At 65.2% G+C, this 25,199-nt stretch carries 14 protein-coding genes; 4 read left to right on the forward strand and 10 right to left on the reverse strand.

The window, feature by feature from the left end; genetic code table 11:
- Nucleotides 1-20: 20 nt before the first annotated feature.
- Entirely contained in the window at nt 21-1,439 is a 1,419-nt protein-coding gene (locus tag VZ068_RS16215; protein WP_259162418.1) for a M28 family peptidase, read from the forward strand.
- 52 nt (nt 1,440-1,491) lie between these two features.
- Nucleotides 1,492-2,544: a LacI family DNA-binding transcriptional regulator gene (locus VZ068_RS16220; protein WP_259162425.1), complete on the forward strand. Its 1,053-nt coding sequence runs from the start codon at nt 1,492-1,494 to the stop codon at nt 2,542-2,544.
- Nucleotides 2,545-2,693: 149 nt separating this feature from the next.
- Here the strand turns inward: VZ068_RS16220 and VZ068_RS16225 are convergent, their stop codons facing one another.
- The 5 genes from VZ068_RS16225 to VZ068_RS16245 form a co-directional block, all read right to left on the reverse strand.
- The gene (locus VZ068_RS16225) at nt 2,694-3,734 is read right to left on the reverse strand and encodes a cytochrome P450 (RefSeq protein ID WP_349655872.1); all 1,041 of its coding nucleotides are present in this window, start codon (nt 3,732-3,734) and stop codon (nt 2,694-2,696) included.
- Nucleotides 3,735-3,849: 115 nt separating this feature from the next.
- Complete coding sequence (locus tag VZ068_RS16230; RefSeq protein ID WP_016851134.1) at nt 3,850-3,939, reverse strand: tryptorubin family RiPP precursor; 90 nt, start codon at nt 3,937-3,939, stop codon at nt 3,850-3,852.
- Between the two features lie 337 nt (nt 3,940-4,276).
- Complete coding sequence (locus VZ068_RS16235) at nt 4,277-5,920, reverse strand: glycoside hydrolase family 6 protein (protein WP_349657732.1); 1,644 nt, start codon at nt 5,918-5,920, stop codon at nt 4,277-4,279.
- 732 nt (nt 5,921-6,652) lie between these two features.
- Complete coding sequence (locus VZ068_RS16240; protein ID WP_349655873.1) at nt 6,653-9,589, reverse strand: TonB-dependent receptor; 2,937 nt, start codon at nt 9,587-9,589, stop codon at nt 6,653-6,655.
- 141 nt (nt 9,590-9,730) lie between these two features.
- Nucleotides 9,731-13,198, reverse strand: coding sequence for a LamG-like jellyroll fold domain-containing protein (locus VZ068_RS16245; RefSeq protein ID WP_349655874.1), 3,468 nt, complete (start codon nt 13,196-13,198; stop codon nt 9,731-9,733).
- Nucleotides 13,199-13,417: 219 nt separating this feature from the next.
- On the opposite strand from VZ068_RS16245, the gene VZ068_RS16250 reads away from it, so the two are divergent.
- Together VZ068_RS16250 and VZ068_RS16255 are read left to right on the forward strand one after the other, a co-directional pair.
- On the forward strand, nt 13,418-15,382 hold the full coding sequence (locus VZ068_RS16250) for a glycoside hydrolase family 97 protein (RefSeq protein WP_349655875.1): 1,965 nt from the start codon (nt 13,418-13,420) through the stop codon (nt 15,380-15,382).
- A gap of 434 nt (nt 15,383-15,816) precedes the next feature.
- Entirely contained in the window at nt 15,817-17,310 is a 1,494-nt protein-coding gene (locus tag VZ068_RS16255) for a neprosin family prolyl endopeptidase (RefSeq protein WP_259156044.1), read from the forward strand.
- Between the two features lie 285 nt (nt 17,311-17,595).
- Here the strand turns inward: VZ068_RS16255 and VZ068_RS16260 are convergent, their stop codons facing one another.
- From VZ068_RS16260 to VZ068_RS16280, 5 genes are all read right to left on the reverse strand, one after another.
- Nucleotides 17,596-19,110: a carboxylesterase family protein gene (locus VZ068_RS16260; protein ID WP_259156046.1), complete on the reverse strand. Its 1,515-nt coding sequence runs from the start codon at nt 19,108-19,110 to the stop codon at nt 17,596-17,598.
- A complete protein-coding gene (locus VZ068_RS16265) occupies nt 19,107-20,012 on the reverse strand; it encodes a TrmH family RNA methyltransferase (protein WP_259162459.1) in 906 nt (301 codons plus the stop codon). The genes VZ068_RS16260 and VZ068_RS16265 overlap by 4 nt, the downstream gene beginning before the upstream one ends.
- Nucleotides 20,009-21,502 (reverse strand): alanine/glycine:cation symporter family protein, encoded by a 1,494-nt coding sequence (locus VZ068_RS16270; protein ID WP_259156048.1) that lies wholly within the window; start codon nt 21,500-21,502, stop codon nt 20,009-20,011. Before VZ068_RS16270 ends, VZ068_RS16265 begins: the two co-directional genes overlap by 4 nt.
- A 355-nt stretch (nt 21,503-21,857) precedes the next feature.
- On the reverse strand, nt 21,858-24,533 hold the full coding sequence (locus VZ068_RS16275; protein WP_349655876.1) for a M1 family metallopeptidase: 2,676 nt from the start codon (nt 24,531-24,533) through the stop codon (nt 21,858-21,860).
- Nucleotides 24,534-24,647: 114 nt separating this feature from the next.
- Nucleotides 24,648-24,953 carry a hypothetical protein gene (locus VZ068_RS16280; protein WP_349655877.1) on the reverse strand — a complete coding sequence of 102 codons (306 nt, stop codon included), beginning with the start codon at nt 24,951-24,953 and terminating at the stop codon, nt 24,648-24,650.
- Between the last annotated feature and the right edge of the window lie 246 nt (nt 24,954-25,199).

The raw sequence follows: 25,199 nt of genomic DNA on the forward strand, positions 1-25,199 counted from the left end.
TGTCGTTGGAGCCGCCCTGCATGCGTCGCCTCGCCGTTGCCATCTCCGCCCTGCTCGCCACCTCCTCCGCGCTCGCTGCACAGACCACCCTTGCCGATAGCGCGCTGCGCACCGCCGCGCAGCTGCGCGAGCAGGCCCTGGCCGACACCACCGGCTTTGCCGTGGTGGAATCGCTCACCACCGAAGTGGGCCCGCGCATTGCCGGTGGCGACGCCGATCCGCGCGCAGTGGCCTGGGCCAAAGCCAAATTCCAGTCGCTGGGCTTCGACAAGGTGTGGACCGAGCCGGTGACCTTTCCCAAGTGGGAACGTCGTAGCGAACACGCCGCGGTACTTGGCGCGCACGCGCAACCGTTGACCGTGACCGCCTTGGGCGGCAGCCCGGGCGGCAGCGTCGAAGGCGAGGTGGTGCGCTTCGAGAACCTGGCCGCCCTGCAGGCCGCGCCTGCCGGCTCGCTCACCGGCAAGATCGCCTTCGTCGATTACCAGATGGTCAAGGCGCGCGACGGCAAGGATTACGGCAACGGCGGCGCGGTGCGCAGCAAGGGCCCGTCCGAGGCGATCCGCAAGGGCGCGATCGGCTTTGTGATGCGCTCGGCCGGCACCGATTCGCATCGCGTACCGCATACCGGCATCACTCGGTTCGACGAAGGCCTGACGCCGGTACCCGCCGCCGCGTTGTCGGTGCCCGATGCCAACCAGCTGGCACGTCTTGCCGCGTTGGGCGCCACGCGCATCCGGTTGGCGCTGGATTGCGGTTGGGACGGCACCGCGACCTCGTACAACGTGATCGGCGAGATCACCGGGCGCAGCAAGCCCAAGGAAGTGGTGGTGATCGGCGGGCATCTGGATTCGTGGGATCTGGGCACCGGTGCGATCGACGATGGCGCGGGCGTGGCCATCACGATGGCCGCCGGGCATCTGATCGGCCAGCTCAAGCAGGCGCCCAAGCGTACGATCCGTGTGGTGGCTTTCGCCAATGAAGAGCAAGGGCTCTACGGCGGCAAGGCCTATGCGGCCGCACATGGCAAGGATGCCAAGGACATGGCCTTGCATCAGATTGGCGCAGAAAGCGACTTCGGTGCCGGGCGCATCTATGCGTTCAACACCGGGTCCGCAGCGCCGGACGACTCGCGCGCGGCAACCAGGCAGATTGCCGAGGTGCTGGCACCGCTGGGCATCGAATACGCGCCGAGCAAGGGCGGGCCCGGCCCCGATGTTGGGCCGATTTCCGCCAAGGGTGGCGCGTGGGCGTGGCTGGCGCAGGACGGCACCGACTACTTCGATCTGCACCACACCGCCGATGACACGCTGGACAAGATCGACCCCAAGGCGCTCGCGCAGAATGTTGCCGCCTACACGGTATTTGCGTATCTGGCGGCCGAAGCCGATGGTGATTTCGGCAGCCGTGCCAAGACCGTGCAACCGCCGAACGAGTAATCTGGCAACGCAGCGCTGCGAACGCGTTTTTACTCCAGGACGAGCACATACGATGGCGGTCAAGCGGCAACGCAGTGCGAATACCGCGGCCACGTTGCTGGACGTCGCCAAGCATGCCGGCGTCTCGCCGATGACCGCCTCGCGCGTCATCAATCGGCACCCGCATGTCGGACAGGACATGCGGGTGCGCGTGGAAGCATCGGTGCAAGCCTTGGGCTACCGGCCCAATCTCGCCGGCCGCTCGCTGCGCACCAGCGGCCTGCTGCGCATCGGCGTGTTGTACAGCAACCCCAGCGCCGCCTACCTCAATCAATTCATGCTTGGGCTGCTGGAACAGAGCAGCCTCAACGGCAGCCAGGTGCTGGTGGAAAAGTGCGGCGCCATCCGCAGCCAGCGCGCAGCCACCGAGCGCTTACTGGCGGCCGGCGTGGATGGCGTGATCCTGCCGCCGCCGTTGTGCGATTCGCGTCAGACCATCAATGAACTGGATGCGCGCGGCATCCCGGTGGTGGCGGTGGCGAGCGGCGCACCGATGGCGCAAATCAGCTCGGTACGCATCGATGACTACCAGGCCGCACGCGCCATCGTCGCGCACCTGATCGAACTCGGACACCGACGCATCGCGCTGATCAAGGGCGACCCCAAGCACACACCGAGCGCGCTGCGCGCCAGCGGCTATCTCGACAGCCTGCAGGCTGCGGGAGTGGAGATTGCAGAGAACCTGATCGCCGAGGGACTGTTCACCTATCACTCCGGGCTGCTCGCTGCGCGCAGCCTGCTGGCCCAACCCAGACCACCGACCGCCATTTTCTGCAGCAACGACGACATGGCGGCGGCCGCGGTTGCGGTTGCACACGGACTGGGCCTGCGCGTGCCCGAAGATGTCTCGGTGGCCGGCTTCGACGACACGCCGGTCGCCACCACCATCTGGCCCGAACTCACCACCGTGCATCAACCGGTGACGGCGATGGGACGCGCGGCAGTGTCGTTGCTGGCAGATGCGATTCGCCAACGCCGCAAGGGGGATGCCGCGCAGGGCGTGCATCAGGTGATGAAGTACACCCTGGTCAAGCGCGGCTCGACCGCCGGGCCGCCCGAGGACTGACGCGTTGAGGCATGAGCGTGCAGCAGATAGCTCGAGGCTGGAGTTGGGAGCGTGTGTGTCTGCGATCTGGCAGCAACGTCCTTCGCGTCGTCTCGCTGCGCCGATGCACCCCAGTTGCCGCTGCATCCGCGCTCAAAGAGCCGCATGCCCTAGCCACGCACGACGTCGACCCGAGATACCCCGAGCAAACCTGCCAGCGGAACCTGTGCCTGGCGCTGCCGCGGACTGACGACCAACCCCTGACTGCGCAGGATGTCCAGCAACTGCTCCGCAAGGGGCATCACCATGTGCCTGCCCCAACAGCGCTCTGACGCGTGACCGAACGGGAAATAGCCAGGCTGATGATCCGGATCCAGCTGGTTCCAACGCTGTGGGCGAAATTCATCCGGCGCCTCCCACAATGCGGGGTCGCGATGGCTCAGCAGCGGCAACACCAACACATCGTCCTGCGCGCCGATACGGGCATCGAGCAGCGCATACTCCGGCGATGCATTGCGCAAGATGTTCCAGGACGGCGGCAACAGACGCAGCGACTCGTAGACGATAGTGCGGCTGGAAATGTCCGGATCGAAAGGCGATCCAAGCCACAGTGCGTTTGCGACCAGGGTGGAGATGGTGAAACACACCGGCGCCGCAGTTCGTCGATACAACCCCATGGCAAAGCGCCGCGCATCGTAACCGTCCGCGACGGCGGTCACTGTCGCAAGTGCCGACGCGTTGGCTTGCAGCGCGAGCGGCCTCAATGCACCGACGGCGATAAGTGCCCAAGTCAGCTTGGGCGTCAGCTCCAGGGTGCGATCCATCAACATGCGTAAACGCAGGGGGTCGCCACCCAGCAGCAGATCCCGCAAATACACGTGCCCCACATGCGGCCAAGGGCCGGATAGATCAACGTCCGCCGCGATGGAGCGCTTCAATGCCTCGCGCACATCGCGTCCGATTGCCTGCATCAGCTTGGACGCCTGCGCGCGCGCAATCGATCGCCCCTGTAGCGGTTTGAAGGTCGGCCGCTCGGCTTCGGTTGCCGGACGTGCAGCGAGCAATCGATCCGTCACCGAGGAGCCGGCAACGCCAACGGTCTCCCCATCCAGCCGAAACAGGTCCTTGCCCATGTGCTCGCGCAGCAGCGCCTGCAAACGCGGCGCAAAGACCGTCGCCCGGCCCAAATCAGCGCTGGTGGATAGGGACATGAGGATCGCTCTGCGCTTGTTGAAGCCCGCGTCCGGCGGTGCCTGCCTCGCGCGGGCGGGCATAACCAACATCACACGACACGCAAGGCGGTTTTTGCCGCGCTTGCCAGCGTGCTCAGTACCAGATGTACCAGGAGTAGGACTTCAGACTTTTCTTGGAGGCCAGCAGATTCTTCAGCGAGAACAGCATCTTCATGAGCGACATCCTGTTTGGGGAGCGGTGAGTTGCCCTGATGGGCGTTCGCACAAGCGGTTATGCGTGATGCGAGCGGACATGGTCGCGCCCGCCACGCCAAGCTACGCCCAGCGATCAACCGGGAACATTGCGTGTGCGCACAGATTCGTCACCCTGTAGCAATCGCATTGCCGCAATGCGCGCTTTGACGCACACAACTTCGCGCTCCGGACAAACGCCCATGGCGGCCAGCTGGCCGCCATGGGCTCAACACACCAACCGGTCATCGCCGCAATGCCGTCGTGGCGGCCACATGCGCCGACCACGACGGATGGACACCGGCGTCACCGGTGTCCATACGACGGCATCACTTGACCGGCTTGGCACGCACCACGGCCGATGACGCGCTGGTCCCGGCACCGCTGTTTGCCGTGACCACATAGTCGTAGTCCGCACCATTGCTGACGGACCGATCGACATACGACGCCGTTGCGACGTTGGAACCAACCGTCGTAAACGCAGCTGCGGCACCTGCACGACGCTGCACCGTGTAGCTGGTTGCTCCCGCTACCGGCGACCAGCTCAGCCTGACCTGGCGATCGCCGACCGTGGCAGTGAGACCGCGTGTTGCGCTCGGCGCCGCGATCGTTGCGGGGGCGGCGACCGCGGTGCTGGCGGTTGCGATCGCCGGGTACGCGTTATTCACCAGCTCGACGAACTGGTTATGGAACCAGGCTCCGGAGATCGGCGCGCCGGCCAGTGCGCCGGTCAACACGCCATCGGCCGTGGTGTAGGTCGGATCGCACATCCGATCGAAGCCCTTGCCCTCGTTATTGGAAATGAGGGTGCTGGAGCCATCGGACTCGCCCGGCGGCTTGACCCACGCATACGCATCCAGATGCGGACCCGGTGCTGCGGTGGGGAGCGCACCAATCCCTGCCCCGCTCTGATTGCACCAGTTGCCACGATGCAGGCGACGGTCGATGCGGCCGCTATTGACGTAGGTATTGATGTCGCTGCCGGACGCGCCGGCCGGACGATTTGGCCCGCCCCATCCGTTACGGCCGGTATCGATGATAAAGCCGATCGTGCTGGGCCAGCCCGCGCTGACGAACCCGCTGTAGAGGGCCTGGGTAAAATCGGTCTCGTCGAAATAGGGATTCCATTCGTAGTATTTCGACGACTTGATCGGCTGCCCGCTCACGCTCAACTCGGGATTGGGCAGATTGGGTTCGTTCAACGGCGTGGTATTGGCGGTGTTGGTGACGAAGCCGTCAACGCTTGCCAGACCCGCGTTTGTTTCCTGGACAACGCGCGTATACAGCGAAATCGACGGGCCGCGATTGCTATCCCAGCCCAACCAACCGGAGTGACCGATATCCAGGTAGTTGTAGGTATTGGGAATGGCATGCAGCTTATTGAGCGCGTACTTGATGCCCTCCTCGTAAATTCCCGTGGAATTGGCCAGCGCGCATCGCATGTCATTCAAGTTGGTGACGAGGTTTGGCAGGCTATCGGGCTCGATCACATTGACGATGCGGATATCCTTGTATTTCGGATCCGCAAAGATCGCTGCAATGACGTCGATATATTCTTTCTTATAGCGCTCCAGCGCCGCCGGGGTCAGTGGCAATTCGCCATTGGACGCCAACGCGTGACAATCGCGGCCAGGCAGATCGTAGATGACGAAACTGGCGGTAATCGGCGTATTGGCTTTTTTCTGCGCCAACGCGGCATCCAGATGCCCCCTCAACCCAAGCCGCCCAGCATTCTGTGCCCCACCGGAAATCGCGGCGATGCGATCCAGCCAGACCGCAGTGGGAAAGGTCTTCACCACGCCCATCTTGGCCTTCAACGGCACCCCCTTGACCTTCGCAATCGATGCATCGACTTTCTTGGCGTAATCGGGATTCACATAACCGCTTGCCCCCACGAAGGGGTTGTCGACGTGCACCTGGGCGCAGACGCCGGCGGCGAATAACGGATTCAATGCCAATAGCGATAACGCCATCGAGCGCCGGAGGTTATGACCGATACCCTTACTGAATTTCATTGGATTCACCTTGTTTTTAATCGAATGGTGTTTATTCAAAATCCAAGAAGCGCTGCCTCGTGGCCTGCCTTGTTCCTCTTCAGGGCACCCATCAGAGATGTCCGGAGCCAATCGAACGCGCTCCGTCGGCGTCCCGCCGAAGAGCATTCGCATGGCATAACATCGACAATGTCCGCACCGACACGCAGGCCAATGGCCTGTTTGTGTCCCGAGACATCACCTAAGACCTCAGATTCATTGGAGGCGAATGCGGCCGCGCCGACGTTATCGTCGCGACGATTGCCACCGTGATATGCGGAGTATCTCCAGGGAGCGTTTGAGCGATCAGCATGGAATGCTGTGCCTGCGAACGGGGTGGTAAGTTCGCCATGCGGAAACTACGCCGCATAACCGGCATAAGCAATCGTCAAACATTGCGTTTGGGCACAGATCCAACGACTGTCCATAGCGACATTTCAACTGCAGGCATTACTGCACAAATGGATGTGCCATTACGCACAAAAAAAACGGCCGCATCGCTTCCCGACGATGCAGCCGAATGGGAGGGTGCCCAACGTTGCCGTCGGGCGTCTTACAGCACCGGCACGCCGGTGACGGGAAGAAAGCGAAATGACCGCTTGGAGAGGGACAACAGAAGATCATGTGCGACACGAGGCAGAGGTGCGCCGTGTCGCACATCTAAACATCACATCAAAAGCGCAGACGCAGGCCCGCGTAATAACGACGCTCGAAGATGTTCTGGTCGTAGTAGTGATTGGTCCACTGCGCGTAACGCCGCTCGCTTTCACCGGTGAGGTTGGTGGCCTGGGCGTACAGCGTCAGATGATCGTTGACGTCGTAGCTGAAGGAGGCATCCAGGTAGCCGACATCGTCGTTCCAGATCGCCAGCTCATCGCCCCAGGCACCGCTGTTGACCTGACTGAAACGCTTGCTGCGCCAGTTGTAGGCCACACGCGCCTGCAACTTGTCCTTTTGATACCACAGCACCGCATTGGCCTGATGCTTGGAGTTGTCGCCGATCGGAAGCGTGTTGCCTTCGATGTCGGTGTTGTCGGTATCGGCATCGGAGAAGGTGTAGTTGATGTTGGTACCGAAACCGCTCAGCCAGCCCGGCAGGAAATCGAAGGCCTGCTGATAGCCGATTTCAAAGCCCTTGATCTTGCCGCCACCGCCATTGACGATGCGTTCCACCGGCCCACCCAGCCGCACCACGCCGTCGGCATCGGGTTGCGGCTCGATGTTGGTCACCGTGGTGGGGAACGACTTCACATCGATCAGGAACGCGCCCACGCTGATCAACGAAGCATCGGAGAAATACCACTCCCACGAGGCGTTGTAGTTGGTGGCGCGGTACGGGTCCAGATCCGGGTTACCAGAGCGTCCATTGAGAAACAGCACTGCATCCGACGGCAGCGCGGGGTTGCGCGGCGGCGTGCCATTGACGGCGTAAAAGCTCACCAGGCCGCGGCCGAGATCGGGCAGATCCTGGCGTGCCACCGCCTTGTTGTAGGCAAAGCGCAGCTTCTGCGCATCGGTGATATCCAGCGACAGGTTGGCGGTAGGCAGTACATCGGTGTACTGGCGGTTCAGGCGATTGGTGCCGATCGCCGGGCTGACGCCGTTCCATTCCACGTTGCCGATGAACACGTTGCCGCTGCTCAGGTACTGATCGATCGCCAGCTTGGTCTGCACGATGCGCGCGCCGATGTTGGCCGTCCACGGCACCGCACTGCCAATACCACCTTCCAGGTTCGCAAGGAAGTACGCTGCGGTGCTCTTTTCGGTGACCTTGTACGAGTCTGCCGCCTGCTGGTAGGCCACGTTGCCCGGGTACAGGCTGTTGAGATAGCCCACCGGGTCCTTCATGACCTGCGGGTTGATCGCCGGCAAGCCCTGGCTGCCCAGGCCGGTGACCTTGAGCGGATCGAAGTCGTTGAAGTACGCCCAATAGCCGGGGATGGAGTTGAACGGCAGCAGACGCGCTTCGGAGACGCCGCTGCAGGTGTCGACGATCAACGGGTCCTTGAAGTAGTACAGCGAGCGATTGGGATCTGCGCATGTGGTCGACACCGGCGACAGGTAGCGATAGGTATCCAGCTTGACCTCACGCTCGCCGTAGCGAATGCCGAACTGGAAGCCGCGCACCACGCCCTCATCGAACTCGAAGGTGCCGTCGGCGCGGAACGCGTCCATCGTCGCTTCGATCTTGTTGCCCTGTGCCCACGTGGACATCAGCTGCCAGTTGTCCGGGTTGGATACATCGGTGCCCAGGTTGACCGCCGGATAGGTGCCGCGGAAATCCACCGAAGCATCGACCGTCGGCAGTCCGTTGGCATTGGCCCATTGCGTGACGCCGCCGGCGCGCGTGATCTGGTCGCCGCGCGTCACCACCGCATCGGCGCGCGCTTCGTCGTAGGTACGCTGCGCATCGCCATGCACCCAACGGAACGACGCACGGAACGGACCGCCGTCATCGAAGCGCAGTTCCAGGTTGGTATTGAGCGAATCCGAATCGGCCACACCGGCCATCGAATGCGCCTGGAAGCGGTTGTAGCGGAACTGGCCGTATTCGAGCACACCGTTGGAATCGACCACCGATCCTGGCTGCAACTGATTGGTCGCCCAACCGGTGTGCAGCTGTGCGGCCACCGAGGTGTCGTGGTCTTCGAGCTTGGTATAGGCCGCATCGGCCAATACCGTCCACGAATCATTGATGTTGAACTGGAACGAGCCGTTGACGCCGGTGCGCTGGCGGTCGGTGCTGCGGTTGTCCAGTTCGGTGGCGACCCAGTTGTAGAAATAGTCGCGCGGCAGGTTGGACGGATCGGTATTGCTGCCGATGCGGCCATCGCCGTTGAAATCGAAGCCCACGTTCTGCTCGGTGGATTTCTGCGCACCGTTGGAATACACGCTTGGGTGCTTGTTCTCCAGCGTGGCATCGGAGTACGACACAGCCAGCAACGCGCCCCAGCGCTCGGTGCGGAAGCTGGCAAGGCCCGAGTACAACTCGTTGAGTTCCTGCACTCGGTCGCCGTAGGAGCCTTCGGCCTGGCCGCTGAAGGTCCAGCCTTCGGGCAGATCGAACGGGCGACGCGTCTTGAGCGACACCGTGCCGCTGATGCCGCCATCCAGGTCGGCGGCGGTGGGCGACTTGATCACGTCCACGCCGCTGAACAGCGTTGGCGGAATGTCGACGAAGTCCGGTTGCGCACGTCCGATATTGGGTTGGCCGAACTGATCGCCGCCACCAGCGCTCAGATACAACTCGCCGTTCATCGTGGTCTGCACCTGCGGCATGCCGCGGATATTGAGCTGCGAGCCCTCGCCCGCAGAGCGCCGGATCTGCACGCCGGGCACGCGCTGCAGCGAATCGGTGATGGTGACGTCGGGCAGCTTGCCGATGTCTTCGGCGGAGATCGAGTCGATGATCTGCGCGGCAGTGCGCTTGTTCTCGATGGCCTCGGCCTGCGCGCCGCGCACGCCCTTGACCATGACCTTGTCCAGATCGGTGACGCCGGCGGTGCTGCCGGCTTCCTGCGCTGCGGCAGTTGCCGCGACCAGTGTGAGTGCAGCCGCCAGCGCGGCGGCCAGCGGGGTGTGACGGGTACTGCGATGCAGCTTGTTCATGGTCCCCTCCCAGGGATGACGACAATCCACGACCGTTTCGAATGGCAATGCCGGGGGGCAATGCAGTAATGGCTGACGCGCCGATCGGTGCGTCAGTGCAGACGCCGTGCAAGCGCACGACGTGGCAACTTGCTGGTGCCGCTACGGAAGCCCGTTGGCAGCGCCAGTTGATGGTTCGACATTCCAGCCGCGCACTTGCAGCGTGGCGTTGCGCAGGGTGTCCGCAGACGGTCCACGGATTTCCACCTCGCGCTGCTCGCCCGGCACCAGGCTCAGATAGTTGTCGCTGTAGTACGCCGGCAGGATGCGTTGGCCTTGCGCGTCCACCAGGGTCAATTTGGTGTTGAGCGCCACCTGTTGCGAGGCGTTGCGCACGGTCGCGCGTAGCACCGGTTCCGCACCGTCCTGCAGCTGCGTGCCGAGCTGCACCGGCACTGCCGCCAGCGCATCCAGGCCGCGCATGGCCGCCGCATCGCGTGCCACCCAGTAGAAATTGCGCGAGCGCACCACCGCATCGCGATCGAGCAATTGCAGGCGTACAAAGCCCAGCCCGTTGGTGTCCTTGAGCAGCGGCGCCAGTTGCAGCACCGGTGCCGAGACCGCAACGGGCGCGGCGTCCACCGCCTGTTCGCGTTGCTGCAGCAACGTACCGTCGGTGCCGTAGATCTCTGCACGCACACGCAGGCCGCGCACCGGGTCGCTGGCGTTGTTGACTACCACCACTTCATGGCCGGGCAGGTTCATCTGCACATGCAGCATCTCTGCCGCGTTGCGCACGCCGTAGTAGGCCGCGTGGGTGTCGTAGTCGTGGCTGTAGACCTGCCACATGTTGCTGGGCCAGGCCGGATGGCTCATCCACAGCAGGCGCCCGCTGTTCTTGGTCCACAGCTGCGCGTTGAAGCCTTCGAAGATGGCGCGATGGGTGTCGTAGTTGAGCAACTGCGCCTTGCGCTCGAAATCTTCCAGGCTGGTGGGCGCACCCAGCTTGTCGGTGAGCGAACGCATGAAGCTGGCGGTGTCGCCGTTACCGGACTGGTGCCAGTCATGATACGCCCAGGCATCGCTGATGGGCCATTGGTCCTGCGCTGCAGGTACCGAAGCCTTGAATGACTCCAGCGTGGAGAACGACGGCGTGCCCACCTCCACCGAAAAGCCCTGCGCCAACGCATTGAAGTAGGCCACCGGCTCGCGGTAGTTGTACGGGCCGCTGCCCTGCAGATTGACCTGGTTGGAACTGCCGGTGTACCAGCGCGTGCCGTCCAGTTCGGCAACCAGCGCATCCAGGCCTTCGTTGAGGATGGGCGCGGGCACCCCTTCGTTGCGGCCGAACCACAGCACGATGGAGGGGTGGTTGCGGAAGCGCCTGATCACCTCGGAGGCGTTGTCCAGGAACAGCGCCGCATCGGCCGGCTCCATGTTGTAGTTCTGGGTGGACTGCCAGAAGTCGTTGAAGACCAGCATGCCGTATTCGTCGGCCAGCTCGAAGAAGCTGGCTTCGGTGTTCTGCCCCACCCAGTTGCGTACCACGTTGAAATGCGCATCGCGCTGCAGGCGGAAGTACGGCTCCAGCCGCTCGCGCGAGACGCGCTTGCGCCAGTCGTCCATGCCCCAGTTGCCGCCCTTGACGGCAATGCGCACGCCATTGATGCGGATGGCCAGGTAAGGTGCCAGTGCGTCATCGCTCAGCGGCGTGACTGCCGGCGATGCCTGCGCGCCGGGATAGAACGATTGCGCATCGCCGCCGGGCACGGGGCGGATCGCACTGTGGCGGGCATCGACAATGCGTTCGCCACGCTGACGTGCCTTGTTGAAATCCACCAGCACGCGGCGCAGCGCACCGTCCTGGTCGAACAGCGACAGCTCGTAACTGACCTCGCGGATGCCGAAGCGCAGCTGCTGCGTGTCCGATGGCGTACCGGCCACTTCGACGCTGGCCTGCAAGGTATACAGCGCAGGCTCGCCATAGCCGTTGGGCCACCACAGGCGCGGATTGGCAATCGCCAGTTCCGGCGTGTCGGCTGCGCCGAGCGTGAGCGTGGTACCACCGGCCGGCACATTGACCTGCCGCTGGATGCGCACCTCGCCGATGGCCAGTTGCAGGGTGCCCTGCACCGCCGCGGCACTGTCGTTGCGCAATGGCACGCTGATTTCGAGCTCGGCACGCCGGTGATCCGGAGCCAGCCGCGTCGTCACCACCCGGGTGTCGCCAAGCGCCAGCGGCCCGGTGGCGTGCAACTGCACGTCCTGCCACAGCCCGGCATTGCGGTCGCGTACCGCCGGAATCCAGTCCCAGCCTTCGCTGGCGATGAAGGTCGGCCCATCCAGCGCCTGCACACCGCCATTCTCGCCCACGCCTGCGGTCATCGATTGCTCGTGCGCGATGCCGGGATGCGGCGGCGGCGAGACGCGCACTGCGATGATGTTGCGGCCAGCCTTGAGCTGCTTGCTGACATCGAAGCGGCCGCGTGCGAACGCACCGCGCGTACGCCCGACCTGGGTGCCGTTGACCCAGACCTCGCCCGCATAGTTGATGCCGTTGAACAGCAGTTCCAGCCGCTTGCCCTGCGCTGCAGCAGGCAGATCGAAATGGCTGCGGTACCACCAGTCCTGCCGGCTCAGCGACTCGGGAATGGCCATGTTGTTGAGACCGATGTCCGGGTCCGGATACACGCCCCGATCGACCAGCGTGGTGAGCACCGTGCCTGGCACCGTGGCCACGTGCCAGGCCGCGCCGCCGTGGTCATCACCGCGCGACAGGCTGGCGCCCGTGGCCTGCCCCAGCTCCGGTGCCGCAGCCAGTTGCCACGCACCGACCCGCCATGCCGCAGCATCCAGCGGCTGCAACGCGGGCGTCGGTTGTACCGGCTTGGCCACCGGCGCAGAGAAGGCCGCCGCACTGCGCGGCAGCGTTGCGGGCGCCTGCGGTGCGACCTGGCCAGCCATCTGCCTGACCTGCACCTGCCAGGCCGGCGAGGCGTCTTCGAAACGCTGCATGGCCTGATCCGGCGCCTTGGCCGCAAGCTGCGCAATGGCCGGCGCATCCAGTGCAGCGGAATGCGCAAGAAAGCCGGCAATCTCGCCACCGAAGTGCTGCGTATAGGCGGCGGGCTGCTCGCGCGGACCGAACATCAGCACGGGCGCGACCGCACTCTGGCGTATCGCACCGCTGGCGACCTGACGGCCATTGGCGTACACCGTCAACCGCCCACCTCGCGCCACCGCAGCCACCTGCGTCCAGGTTCCTGCAGGCAGCGCCTGCTTGCTGCGCAACACCGTATCTGCGCCCTGCACGAAAGCGAGCCTGCCGTTGTCGATTGCGAAGTAACGCCCGGCCGATTTCGGATCGCCCATCCCGGCGATCAATGCCGGGCCGGCATTCGCACGCGAGGGACGCACCCAGCCTGAGATGCTCCAGTCCGCGTCGGCAGCCAACCCTGGCGCATCGGCGGCCAGCTTCTTTGCCAGCCCCATCCCGCCCGCCAGCACGCGGACATCGTATGGACCGGGCGACTGCACATCGGCGGGCGCAGCCTCCACTGCAGCCCAGGCCATGCAACCACACACCACCCACAGCGCTCCACGGCGGAACGCCTTGCGAACCATCAGCATTAGAGGCCTCTCCCAAGCTCTACTGCCAAGCAACGGTGCACATCACTCGCACGCAACCGACAAGACGACTCGCAGTCGTGGTGTCGCTTGCTTTCGAATGATGCCGCCCGTGGCTGCCGCCCCTGTTTCAGCGGCCATGGTGCGAGGTAACGTTACCCCAGGTGGATACCGACAACAACCGTTCTGCGTTAGGGTTGGCGCTCCCAGGAGGAGGGACTCATGCGAAACCTGATCCATTCCGCATTACCGGCGGCGTGCGCATTGCTGTGTGCGATCGCGCTTCCTGCAGCTGCGCAACGTTTGCAGGTGCAGTCGCCCGATGCACGTACGCAGGTGGAATTCACGCTGCGCGACGGCGGCGTGCCGACCTATCGCGTGCTGTATCGCAACAAAGTCGTGCTCGACGACGCCCCGCTTGGACTGGATCTGGGCCGCGCCAATACGCTCGGCAAGGCGATGACGCTGCAGGGCAGCACGACCGACACGCATGACAGTCAGTTTGCCTTGACGGTGGGCAAGACGCGTCAGGCGCGCGACCACTACCGCCAATTGCGCGTGCAGCTGTCCGATCCGCAACAACGCCGTCTCACGGTGGAGTTGCGCGCCTACGACGACGGCGTTGCACTGCGTTATGTGCTGCCCGACGCCGGTGAAGTACGGATTCGCAATGAGCTCACCAGCTTTGCGTTTCCGAGCGATTACCCATGCTGGACCTTGAACCTGGGTCGCTTCGGAACCAGCCACGAGGGCGAGTACGACGCCATCGCCGCGTCCAGATTGCGCCCGCACAATCTGCTGGAGTTGCCGCTGGTGTGTCAGACCGACGCTCGCGGCACCACGCTGGCGATCGGCGAGGCGAATCTGCGCGACTACGCGGGCCTGTATCTCACCGGGCGCGCCGATGGCGGATTGGGCGTATCGGCGAAGTTGTCGCCGCGTCTGGACAACCCCAAGCTGGCGGTCAGCTTCGACGCCAAAGGCCGCGATTTCGCCACCCCATGGCGGGTGATCATGCTCGGCGATAACCCGGCCAGCCTGATCGAATCCAACCTGATTTCCGCACTCAACCCGCCGCCGGCCTTCGATGTGAGCTGGGTGCGCGCGGGCAAATCGGCGTGGGATTGGTGGTCCGGCTCGCTGGCCAGTGGTGTGGCCAATCCGGGCATGAATACCGCCACGATTCAGCGCTATATCGATCACGCCCAGCAATTGAAACTGCAGTACATGTTGATCGACGACGGCTGGTATGTCGGCAGCACCGGCGATGGCCAGTACAACGTCGATGCCGATATCCGCAGGCCGGTGGAGCAAGTCGATCTGCCGGGCCTGGTCAGCTACGCCCGTCAGCGTCAGGTCGGGCTGTGGTTGTGGGCGCACTGGCGCGCGCTCGACGCACATATGGACGAAGCACTCGCCTGGTACCAGCAGCTCGGCATCAAGGGCATCAAGGTCGACTTCATGGACCGCGACGACCAGCAGATGGTGGACTTCTACCATCGCCTGCTGGGCAAGGCCGCCGAACACAAGCTGTTGGTCGATCTGCACGGTGCGTATCACCCCACCGGCCTGACCCGCACCTATCCCAATTATCTGACCCAGGAAGGCGTGCTCGGCGCCGAATACAACAAGTGGACCACGCGCATCACCGCCACGCATAACCTCACGTTGCCGTTCACGCGCATGTTGCTGGGGCCGATGGACTACACACCGGGCGGCTTCCGCAATGTGCGCCCGGCCGAGTTCAAGATGCAGCACATCGCACCGCAGGTGATGACCACGCGCGCGCAGCAGCTGGCAATGTACGTGGTGTACGAGAGCCCGTTCGCAGTGGTGGCCGACAGCCCCGAACAATACGAAAACGTGCCGGCAGCGCAGTTCCTGCGCGATGTCCCGGCAAGCTGGGACGAAACCCGTGCACTGCAAGGCGCCATCGGCGAGCACATCGCGCTGGCGCGGCGCAGCGGCAAGGACTGGTATGTGGGCGCGATGACCAACGAGCAGCCACGCACCTTGACCTTGCCGCTATCGTTCCTGGGCAAGGGCAGCTGGACCGCAACGATCTACGCCGACGGCCAGGCGCCCACCGAGGTCCACATCGAGACCCGCAAGCTCACCCGTGAGAGCAGCCTGCAACTGGAACTGGCTGCAAACGGCGGCGCGGCGGTACGGCTGCAGAAGAAATAAGCGCGGCGATCTGGGCCCGCGACACCCCCTTTGCCATCTGCAGAGGGGGATGGGGATACGACGGCGATGTGCAAGGATCACTCCCGCTATCGCGCTTGACCTGTCGAATGGCAGGTCGATAGCAGCCCGGCATCTCAGCAACACTACAGCTGCATGGGCGTGATCGTGCGCACTGTTGCGCAGCGGCACCGCGCCGCACATCGCCTGGCGCGCGTGTGCAGCGGACATCCGCTTAGCGCATTGCGCTTGCCGTGTGCCTGGCGTCACGCAATCAACGCATACGGATATTTTTGCAAAGCATACGTTTTAGGATGCGCGCACCTTCACCGCAGGTCGAGCCGGCTGTCCTCCGGCTCGACCTGCGACGTGATGGCGCGGCCTGCATGGTTCGCCGCATGCGGGGCCGTTTCATTCCGGCGCCAGGAAACACTCCCATGACGTTACGTTCAAAGCGACCGATGTCGATCGGCCGCGTCGTTGCTGCGCTTGCCATTTGCACCGCAGCACCCGCCAGTTTCGCAGGCACGCTGCTATCGCCCTCCACCTCGGCTGCAGATGATCAACGTATCGATGCGCTGATGCCGCCGCTGCTGCACACGCCCGCCTCCGCACGTGTTGCGCCCGAGCCGCGTGCAGGCATGCCGCGCAGTACTGCGGCTGCGGTATCGCGCGCATTTCCGTCGGTCACGCAGGAGTTCAAGCAATTCCTGGACGCGCAGGCACAGCTCAGCTACGCCACGCGCGCGGTGACCGCCAAGGTCGGCGGCCCGGCGGACTTCGCGCAGATGCAGCGGTATCTGTTCAATCGCTACAACGGCCTGACCGTGCTGCGCAGCGTGCATCAGCGCGGCAAGGTGTTCGACTGCATCCCGCTTGCGCAGCAGCCTGCGTTGCGCGATGGCAGCGTGCCTGTCCTGCCACCGACTATTGCGGCCGGGGTCAGCACTGGCGCTTCACTCGACGCAGCGCAGCGCTGCGACGCGGGCAGCGTGCCGTTGCAGCGCATCGGCCTGGCCGAGATGAGCCAACACGCAACGCTGCAGGCGTTCTTGCGCGGCACCACACCGCGTGCGAGCGCACCTGACCGCCCCGCACTGGCACCGGCCGCACAGGATGCCGCGTCGGTGGTGCACTACTACTCCACCATCTACCTGGACACTGCCGGCTCGCCGGTGACCGGCGCCGGTGCCGACCTCAATACCTGGGTACCGTCCGTGCGCGCCAACGATGCGCAGTCGATCAGCCAGATCTGGCTGGGGGGATACACCCCGCAAGGGCAGATCCAGACCCTGGAAGCCGGTTGGCAAACCCAACCTGGCGCAGGCTGGGGCACCACGCCGATCCTGTTCATCTATTCCACGCAGGATGGCTACATCAGCACCGGTTGCCATAACCTGGATTGTGCCGACTTCGTGCAGACCAGCACGGCGAATGTGCTCGGCGCCGCGCCAGCCGACGGCTTCAGCACCGCGGGCGGCAAGCAGGCCATGCTGCATGTGGAATTCCAGCGCAATACCGACGGCTATTGGTGGTTCGGCTTGAATGGCGAATGGATCGGCTATTACAAGGCCGAGCTCTATACGGGCGACATCGCCGATGGCAGCGCCAGCATCTTCATCTCGGCCGGTGGCGAAATTTCCACCTGGGATGGTCGCCCCAGCGCACCGATGGGCAGCGGGCGGTTCGCATCGGCCGGCTACCGGCAGGCCGCGTTCCAGGCCAATCACTTTTATCGCGATGCGACCATGGTCACCCGGCCTGCACAGCGGTTGTCATCGCTGAATGTGGAGCAGCCGTCGTGCTACACCTTGGCGATCGCCGGTTACGGCTATCCGTATGCACTGGGCGCCGGCGTTTCCCGCACCAGCCTGTCGCCGGAGATGCAGAGCGGCGGCATCTACTTCGGCGGGCCGGGCTGCGCCCGCTGAGTCGCTGAGTCGCTGAGTCGTTGCGAACGCGCGCACCGCTGCAGCGCGCGCATTCGCCTGGCGGCCACGACATGGGCCGGCATGCGGTTATGCGGTAGATGCTGAAACGTCGGCACTGCAGTCACCCCGTCAGCATGCAGCCAGCGAGGCAGTGGTTTGTTGGCATGCCCAATGGAAAGCCTCACCACGGCACGCGCATCCACGTCTTCTGGTTGTCCTTGCCGGCTTCACACAGCCGGCAAGGACGCACCACGCCGCTTGCCAGCCGTGGCAATGGGCGCCGGCTTACGGCAAGTCCACGCCTGCGCACACTGCCGGGCGCGCATCCTTGATCTGCTGCACGCCGCGCGCATCGAACTGTAGCGCGGCATGTTTCGGCGCGAATGCCGGCCACGCGGGCAAGCCCTTGGCATTGGGATTGCCACGCTGCACGAAGGCCGCCCAATACCGTTGCAGGCTCACCGGTGGCTGCCCGATAGGCAGGTTCTTGAACAGGAACGGCAGCTCGGCGCTGTGGGTCACTTGCCCACCCGGCGCGGCGGTGTCGAACACGTAATGCCACACCGGCACGCCCAGTGCGGCCTGGTGCTGCGCGACAGTCACCGCCGGGCAGCGGAAGGTGAGGTCGGTGGACAGCTGCATCGCTGCATCGCCCTGGCGCTCGGCCCGTTGCGCCGCATGCGTGCGTTGCGCCTGCAACACGGCCTCGGCGCGATCGGGATAGTCGCGACGCAGACGCGCCTGTGCGCCCTTCTCGCCACCGTAGGTGAGCTCCTGCACCACGTAACCGATCAACAGCGGCACCTTGGCCTGTGCGCCACTGGCCAGCAATTGGGCCGGTGCGCGCGGCAGCACGCGCCCATCGACGACGGCTTGCAACCAGACATAGCCGTCGTCGTCCAGGGCCGGCACGTCCACACCCTGCCCGGCCTTGAGCAACTGCTCCACCGGCAACGCGCGCAACTGGCTCAGACGGGTGGCCGCATCGTCGATGCCGGCGCGTTTGGCGATGGCAGCGCCCAAGGCGCGATTGTCTTCCAGGCTGCGCGCCGGCAGCCCGAAACCAGCGGTACCGCTTTGTTCGATCGCTGCAGAAAACAGGCCACGCGCAAGCGGGCTGAGCATCAGCAAGCCCACATCCTGGCCACCGGCCGACTGCCCGGCGATGGTGACCCGTGCAGGGTCGCCGCCGAACTGCGCGATGTTGTCGCGCACCCAGCGCAATGCGGCGATCTGGTCGAGCAATGCGTAGTTGCCGGCCGCTTCGTTGTCGCCATCGCGCAGCTCCGGCAGCGACAGGAAGCCCAGCGCGCCCAGCCGGTATTGCAGCGTCACCACCAGCATGTTCTGCGCGACAAGATTGGTGGGCAGATGCCCGTCGGCACCGCCAGCCACATTGGCGCCGCCATGAATCCACACAAATACCGGCAACGGGGCTGCCGGCTGCAGCGTGGGTGTCTGCACTTCGACGTAGAGGCAGTCTTCGCTGCCGCGCCTGGCCATCGCGTCGTTCCAGCCCAGCGCGGGCTGCACGCACGGCGTGGCCGCCTGCGTGGCGTCGCGTACCTGCGTCCATGCGGTCGCCGGCTGCGGTGGGCGCCAGCGCAACGCACCCAGCGGCGGCGCGGCGAAGGGGATGGCACGGAATACCGCGCTGCCGTCGTCCTGCCATTGCCCGCGGACCACGCCATGATCGGTACGCACTTCCGGCGGCGCTGCAGCAACGGTGGCCGCGGCAGCAGACGCGCTGCCACTCAGCATGCAGCTGGCGGCAAGCAAACAGGCAGACAGGCGCATCACAGTTCTCCGGGGTTGACGCGGGCGCGCCAGGCGGCCTGGAACACGGCGGTGGCCGAGGCCACGTTGAGGCTTTCGACCTTGCCGCTGCCGTGGATGGAGAGCTGCAGATCGCAATCGCGGGCGAACTGGCGGTCCATGCCTTCGCTTTCGGCACCCATCACGTACACCAGACGCTGCGGCAACGCGGCGGCAAACACATCCTGCCCACCCTCGACCAGCGTGGCGGCCACCGCAAACCCGGCCTGACGCAATTGCGTCATCGCCAGTGCCGTCTCCGGCAGTTGCACCAGCGGCACGGCTTCGGCACCGCCTTCGGCCACGCGTGCCGCAGCACCGGACAAGCCCAGCGTGGAGCCAGCCGGCAGCAGCAGGCCCGCCACACCAAAGTGGGCCGACGAGCGCAAGATCGCGCCGAAGTTATGCGGGTTGCCCACGCCATCCAGCCACAGCGCCAGCACCGGGCCTTGCGGCAATGCCGCCAGCCACTCCTGCAGCGGCTGCGGCGGCACCCGCAACACTTCTGCCACGATGCCTTCGTGATGCGTGCTGGACGCCAGCTTGGTGAGGTCGGCGTCTTCCACCACGCGGTAACCCAGACGCTGCGCCACGCACCAGGCCAGCAAGGCCTTGAACTGCGGGATGCGCGCTTCGCTCAGGTAGATCTTGCGCAGCGCCTGCGGGCGCGCCTTGAACACCGCCTGGATCGCATTGATGCCGTACAGGCGCAGCTCGCGCGCGGTGTTGGCGTTGGCAGCGGCCGGTGCGGCAGCGGCGGTGCGTGCCGCCGGCGCAGCCGGCGCGGGTGCGCGTGGCGCCGCACGGCCCCACGGGTTGAGCGGCGCAGCGCCGCTGCCGGTGGTGTCGCGTGGCGGCCGGGCGCCACGTCCATCATGTTGTTTCATCGTTGTGTCCAGAAATCCGCGTTCTTGATGCCAAGCCGGACCGGATCGAAGACCGGATCCAGCCCCTGGCGCTTTTGCCGTTCGTAGTCCTTCAAGGCCAGCATGGCGGGCTTGTGCAGGATCAGGATGGCGATGATGTTGAGCCAGGCCATGACGCCGACGCCGATATCGCCCAGCGCCCAGGCCAGCTGCGCATTGTGGAACGCGCCGAAGATCACCATGCCCAGGATGCCCAGGCGCAGCAGCAGCACGGTGAGCGGCCGGCGCCGGTTGCCATTGATGTAGCTCAGGTTGGTTTCGGCCATGTAGTAATAGGCCATGATGGTGGTGAAGGCGAAGAAGAACAACGCCACCGCAACGAAGCCCGCGCCCCAGCCCGGCAGCACCGATTCCACCGCCGCCTGCGCATAACCGGGGCCTTCTTCCACCCCGCTCAGGCCGGCGTACAGGCCGGGCTTGGCGCCGTCGGGCGCGTACACGTTGTACTTGCCGGTGGTGAGGATCAGGAATGCGGTGGCGGTGCACACCATCATGGTGTCGAAGTAGATCGCAAACGCCTGCACGTAGCCCTGCTTGGCCGGATGCGACACCTCTGCCGCTGCCGCGGCATGCGGCCCGGTGCCCTGCCCGGCTTCGTTGGCGTAGATGCCGCGTTTGACGCCCCATTCCACCGCCAGCCCCAGCAAGGCACCGAACGCGGCGTGGCTGCCGAAGGCGCTGCTGAAGATGGTGGCGAACATGCCCGGCACGCGCTCGGCGTTGAGCACCATGATGACCAGCGCCATCAGAATGTAGCCCATCGCCATGAACGGCACCACGATTTCGGCGAAGTTGGCGATGCGCTTGACGCCGCCGAAGATGATCACCGCCAGCATGCTCGCCACCAGGATGCCGATACCCAGCTTGGCCGCATCGCGCATCGGCAGGCCCATCCACTGCCCGTCCATCGCACCGCACAGGCTGGTGCCCCGGCAGGCGTTGATGACGCTGTCGGCGATTGCGTTGGCCTGCACGCCCGGCATCAGGAAGCCGGTGGCGATGATGGTGGCCACCGCGAAGGTGAGCGCGTACCACTTCAGCCCCATCGCCTTTTCTATGTAGTACGCCGGGCCGCCGCGATAGCGGCCGTCGGCATCCTTGATCTTGTATATCTGCGCCAGCGTCGATTCCACGTACGACGTGGACGCACCGAGAAACCCCATCACCCACATCCAGAAGATTGCGCCCGGCCCACCGAAAGCGATGGCGGTGGCGACGCCGGCGATGTTGCCGATGCCGATACGCCCGGCCATCGACATCGCCAGCGCCTGGAACGAGGACACCCCGGCATCGGACTTCTGCCCGCCCACGGTGAGGCGGATCATTTCCACGAACCCGCGTACCTGCATGAAACGGGTGCGGACGGTGAAGTAGACGCCTGCTCCCAGGCACATGAAGATCAGTGCCTTGCTCCAGACGATGCCGTTGATGCCATTGATGAGTGCTTCCACGCAATCTCCCCGAGTGCTGGATCGTGAACCCCAGCATTAGTGGGGAGTGGATCGATTCTGGCCGAAAGCGCCGCACGATGCGACGTGCGCGCACGCCGCGCCATCAACGCGCGCCAATGTGCCGGCTGTCCATATGCAACTCGTGTGCGCCGTGATGCAGCATCGGGGCGGCGCGCCGCATGCTCTGTGCAGCGACGCCAGCGTTGTGCGGAAGCTTGGCCGCGACCGGCTTCACGTCGCGAGAGATCGTCGATGAATGCGGGCGGTGCGCCCGAAACCGACCTGTACACGTGGCACAGGCCGATTCCGTACACCGCTCGCAACCGCGCGGCGGCGCGCTCGCGTTGCTGGCCGCTTAGCGCTTGGCGGCCTGTGCCTGCTTGAGCGCGGCGCACAGGCGGATGGTTTCGCCCGTCTGCGCCAGGCCGCGGTCGGCACCGCTGAGCTTGGCCAGGCGCGGCTGGAAGAAGGCATCCAGGCGGTCGGCGTCTTCTGCGCTGCAGCCGCCGGATGCGCCGAGCGCCGGCAGACCGCCGCCGTCGAACGACCCGCTACGCTGCACGATGCGGTCGAAGTTGGCGGTGAACCACGGCCACATCGACGCGTGCGAATTCTCGTAGCTGTTCCCACGCATCAGCATGCTCTTCATCTCGCCGACCTTGATCGCGTCGGTCAACGCAAAATCGCGCACCTGGGTGAGCAGCGCAGGGTCCTGCACCGCACCCAGTGCGGCGATCATGGCGTTGCGCTGCGCAGGGTCGGCGTGGGTGCGCAAGGCCTCGATCAGGGTCTGCACCGCGGGGGCGCCGCGTTCCTGCGCGGTGACCGCCAGCACGGTGCCGAGCAGATCCGGGTTGGCCGCAGAGAAATCCAGCGCCCCGTTGCCACCGGCCAGCACCGCATCGCCCTGGGCGAGCAGCGCCTTGCGCACTTCCGCGTTCTGCAGGCGCAGCGCGAACAGGCCGGCCAGCGACGAACGCAGCGTGGTGTCGTCGATGGACTCACCGTTACGCCGCGTGTAACCCAGCTGGCGCAGACGCGGCAGATAGGCCTGTTCGGCGGCCTTGCGCAACCCGCCGCGCTGGGCCTCGGTAGTGGCCTGATAGCGCCAGATCCACACGAAGCGATCCACCAGCGCGGTGGAGACGTCGGACGATGCAGACGGTGCCAGCTGCTCGATCGCCATCAACACCGCGTCGCCGTCGGCATCGCCATGGCGGTAGGCCGCATCGATGGCATCGGCATAGGCCAGCTGCTCGTTGTCGTCGAGCTGGGCGACCTGCTTGCCGAGTGCGGCCAGCTGCTTCTTGGGCAGGCTGAAACGGTAATAGCCGGCGCCACGCGCATTCGGAAACACCCAGGTGTTCTTGCCGGCACCGTCCAGCACGATGCTGCCGCTGCCGTCTTCCAGCAGCTGACAGGCGGTACCGACCTGGTTCTTGCCCTTGCCGTACTTCACGCACACCGGCACGCCCCACTGTTGTGCAGTGGAGCCGGTCGAACCCAGCGGCAAATACCGCTGCTGCTGCAGCTTGACCACGGTCTTGCCGCCTTCGCGTGCCACCTGGGTCTGCAGGTAGGGCACGCCCGGCTGATTCAGGAAGCTGCGGAATGCCGCCTTGAAGTCTTCGCCCTTGCCGGCGGCATCGGCGATCGCATCGACCAGATCGTCGGCGGTGGCGCTGCCGAACTTGTGCTTGGCGATATAGGCGCGCATGCCTTCGCGGAACACGTCTTCGCCGACGAAGGCTTCGAACATCGCCAGCACCGCCGCACCCTTCTGGTAGGTGATGCCGTCGAAGGCGGTTTCGATATCGCCATTGCCGGTGATGGGCTGACGGATCTTGCGCGCGCTGACCAGGCTGTCGTTGTCCATCGCATGCTGGGCGCCGCCGATGCGATCCAGGTTGGCGCGGTATTCCGGGTGCAGCTGCATGGTGATCTTCTGCTGCATCCAGGTGGCGAAGGCCTCGTTGAGCCACAGGTCGTCCCACCACTCCATGGTGACGGTGTCGCCGGTCCACTGGTGCGCCAGCTCATGCGCATTGACGTTGAAGGAGCGCTGCACGTTCTCGGCCGGCGAATCCTTGTCCAGCAACAGCAGCCAGTCGCGGAAGGTCACAAAACCGGGGTTTTCCATCGCACCGGCGCTGAAATCCGGGGCAGCGACCAGATCGAGCTTGTCGAACGGATAACCGAAGGCGTAGTAGTCCTCCAGTGCGGCGATGATCGCCGGGGTCTGGTCCAGCGCCGGGGTGATGCGCGGGCCCTGGCCCTGGGCGGCGATCCCGCGCAGCGGGGTCGGGGTGGGGCGCTGCGGGGTGGCCGGCATGGCCGGCACGTCCACCACGTCCCACGGGCCGGCGGCGTAGGCGACCAGATAGGTCGGCAGCGGCACGGTCGGGGCGAAGCTCACCGTCTTCCAGCCCTTGCCGGCCGGCTTGGTCGAGGTGGCGATGGTGTTGGCCAGCGCCTGGTCGTCGGCGGGCACGGTCAGGCTGAGGTCGAACGGGGTCTTGAACGCCGGCTCGTCGAAACCCGGGAACGCGTAGCGCGCACTGATCGGCTCCATCTGCGTCATCGCATACGCCTTGCCCTGGTACTTCACCTGATACAGGCCCTGCAGCTGCTGATTGAGCGGCGCGCTGTAGGTGATGTCCACGGTGAGCGTCTGCGGCTGCAGCGTGCGGCCGAAATCCAGCCGCACCACACCGGTCTGCGCATCGGCGTCGACATAGCGTGCGCTGAGCGCCTTGCCCTTGGCCGGCTTGACCGTGGCCTTGCTGACCTTGAGCTCCTTGCCGTGCAGCCACAGATGGTCGGACGCCTGCTTGAGCTGGACGCGGATGGTGGTGCGGCCACTGAACTGCGCCTGCTCCGGGTCGACCTTGATCGCCAGGCTGTAGCGCTCGGGCACCGCCCAACCCGGCAGGCGTCCATTGGGTACCGGCTCGCCGGACGTCTGCGCAAGTGCGCTACCGCAGCACAGCGCAAGGAGAGAAGGAGCAAGCAGGCAGGCAAGACGACGCATGGGCAATTCCGGTCAGGTAACCGCCGAAGTCGACCATAGCCGGGCATGCCTGTCATGTGACCTTAGTCATTGCGCGGCCGAAGCGATGGGCGCGCAGCCGCCCGCCAGCGCGCGCTACGGCAGCGGCCACAGCACGACCATGTCCACCACCAGCAGCACCAGCGCAATGCTCCCGAGCAGGGCTGCACGCAGGATCGGACACCGCAGCGGCGCTGCGCCGCGTGCTGGTTCGATCGAGCGCTGCCGGTGCATGCCTGTTTGCGCAGGCGCTGCCGCAGCGGCATCAGGCGGTTGCGCTGTGCCCGGCGTCGTAGCGCCTGCCGAGCGTGCAGCGACATCGCCAGCGCGCGATGCCGCGCAATGCGGACACTGCACGCGCAGCGTGGACGGATCGGCATCGACGAAAGGCAGCGTCTGCATCGCATGCACTCCTGGGCTGGATTGCGCCATCTGACTCGATCACGCGGCAGCGTTGCAGGCAGTGGCCAAGACGCTCCCGGCAAGGCGATACCGGGCTGCGCCGCGTCATCGCATCGATGACGCTGGCCTGGAACTGACGCGCTCGATGGGCACAGCCTGCGCCCGGAGGTTTGGGTTTTGTTTGCGGTGCAGCCAAATGCAAACGCAGCGATCAACGCCATCCCCGCGTCGTCGACAACCGGCAGC

Origin of the sequence: Xanthomonas sp. 10-10 (assembly GCF_040182365.1) — a bacterium.
Lineage (GTDB): Bacteria > Pseudomonadota > Gammaproteobacteria > Xanthomonadales > Xanthomonadaceae > Xanthomonas > Xanthomonas arboricola_F.

Coding starts and splice junctions, on each gene's coding strand:
- VZ068_RS16215 (WP_259162418.1), top strand. CDS start 21: ATGCGTCGCCTCGCCGTTGCCATCTCCGCCCTGCTCGCCACCTCCTCC.
- VZ068_RS16220 (WP_259162425.1), top strand. CDS start 1,492: ATGGCGGTCAAGCGGCAACGCAGTGCGAATACCGCGGCCACGTTGCTG.
- VZ068_RS16225 (WP_349655872.1), bottom strand. CDS start 3,734: ATGTCCCTATCCACCAGCGCTGATTTGGGCCGGGCGACGGTCTTTGCG.
- VZ068_RS16230 (WP_016851134.1), bottom strand. CDS start 3,939: ATGTCGCTCATGAAGATGCTGTTCTCGCTGAAGAATCTGCTGGCCTCC.
- VZ068_RS16235 (WP_349657732.1), bottom strand. CDS start 5,920: ATGGCGTTATCGCTATTGGCATTGAATCCGTTATTCGCCGCCGGCGTC.
- VZ068_RS16240 (WP_349655873.1), bottom strand. CDS start 9,589: ATGAACAAGCTGCATCGCAGTACCCGTCACACCCCGCTGGCCGCCGCG.
- VZ068_RS16245 (WP_349655874.1), bottom strand. CDS start 13,198: ATGCTGATGGTTCGCAAGGCGTTCCGCCGTGGAGCGCTGTGGGTGGTG.
- VZ068_RS16250 (WP_349655875.1), top strand. CDS start 13,418: ATGCGAAACCTGATCCATTCCGCATTACCGGCGGCGTGCGCATTGCTG.
- VZ068_RS16255 (WP_259156044.1), top strand. CDS start 15,817: ATGACGTTACGTTCAAAGCGACCGATGTCGATCGGCCGCGTCGTTGCT.
- VZ068_RS16265 (WP_259162459.1), bottom strand. CDS start 20,012: ATGAAACAACATGATGGACGTGGCGCCCGGCCGCCACGCGACACCACC.
- VZ068_RS16275 (WP_349655876.1), bottom strand. CDS start 24,533: ATGCGTCGTCTTGCCTGCCTGCTTGCTCCTTCTCTCCTTGCGCTGTGC.
- VZ068_RS16280 (WP_349655877.1), bottom strand. CDS start 24,953: ATGCAGACGCTGCCTTTCGTCGATGCCGATCCGTCCACGCTGCGCGTG.